This is a genomic window from Azospirillum sp. B506, from assembly GCF_000333595.1.
Lineage (GTDB): Bacteria > Pseudomonadota > Alphaproteobacteria > Azospirillales > Azospirillaceae > Azospirillum.
In genome coordinates this window covers 1-1115 of the sequence record NZ_BADK01001004.1, presented here as the reverse complement: position 1 = coordinate 1115, position 1115 = coordinate 1, and the positions used below count along the sequence as shown (strand labels likewise).

Sequence of the window (1115 nt, the reverse complement as noted above, 5' to 3'; positions counted from 1 at the left end):
CCGGGATCAGCCGGTTGATCATCCGCAGCACCGTCGATTTGCCGGAGCCGGACGGGCCGATCAGCACACGGAATTCCCCCTCCGCCACGGTGAAGGACACAGCATCCACCGCCGTCCAGGAGCCGAAGCGCTTGGTCACGCGCTCGAAGTCGATCATGGCGCACTCTTTCCCGGCAGGACGCCGATGCGGTGGGTGGCGGCGGCGATGCCGATGGACAGCAGGGCGTCGGCCGCCACCGCCAGAAGAATGACAGGAACGGCCCCGAGCAGCACAAGGTCCAGCGCGTTGGCGAAAAGCCCCTGGAACATGATCGCTCCCAGGCCCCCCGCGCCGATCAGCGCCGCCACCGCCGCCAGCCCGACCGCCTGGACCACGGTGATGCGAAGCCCGGACAGGAAGACTGGCAGAGCCAGCGGCAGGTCGACGCGCAGAAGGATCTGGCGCGGCGTCAGCCCCATGCCGCGTGCCGCCTCCCGCACCGGGGCGGGAACGCCGTCCAGCCCGACCGCGGTGTTGCGGACGATCGGCAGCAGCGAATAGAGAGTCAGCGCGATCACCGCCGGCAGAGGTCCGACGCCGCTGATTCCCACCCCCGGCAGCAGGGCGCCGAGTGCGGCCAGCGGCGCCATCAGCAGCCCGAACAGCGCGATGGACGGCACCGTCTGCACGACGTTCAGCACCGGGAACACGGCGCGGCCGACCGCCTGCACCCGGTGCGCGGCAATGCCGAGCGGCACGCCGATCAGCAGGGTCGGCACCAGCGCCGCCACAACCAGCGTGGCATGGCGCAGCACGGCGTCGGCGAAGACCTCGCGCCGGTTGGCGTATTCCTTGAGGATCGACAGGGCGTCGAGATGGCCCGATGCCAGTTGCAGCCCCACCAGCCCGGCCACGGCCCCGCCGACGGCCATCCGGCCGACGGCGCCCAGCCCCAGCCGCCGGGCGGCATCCATCGCGGCAAGAAGTCCGGCTGCCGCCATCACCCAGAAGCCGGAGGCGAAGGAGGTCCGCGCCGCCGCCGACGCTCCCTGCGCCAGGATTGCCGCATGCGCACCGGCCAGCCAGACCAGCCCGGCGGTGAACAGCCCCGCCGCCGCCATGGTCAGGCCAAGCC

At 71.9% G+C, this 1115-nt stretch carries 2 protein-coding genes; both read right to left on the bottom strand.

The genetic code is table 11. The features are described from left to right. Positions 1-157: ATP-binding cassette domain-containing protein (locus I71_RS36620; RefSeq protein ID WP_148294419.1), on the bottom strand; the 157-nt coding region annotated here is incomplete at its 3' end. Continuing rightward, on the bottom strand, positions 154-1115 hold a 962-nt coding region (locus I71_RS31090; protein WP_042703450.1), incomplete at its 5' end, for an ABC transporter permease. The genes I71_RS31090 and I71_RS36620, both read right to left, overlap by 4 nt.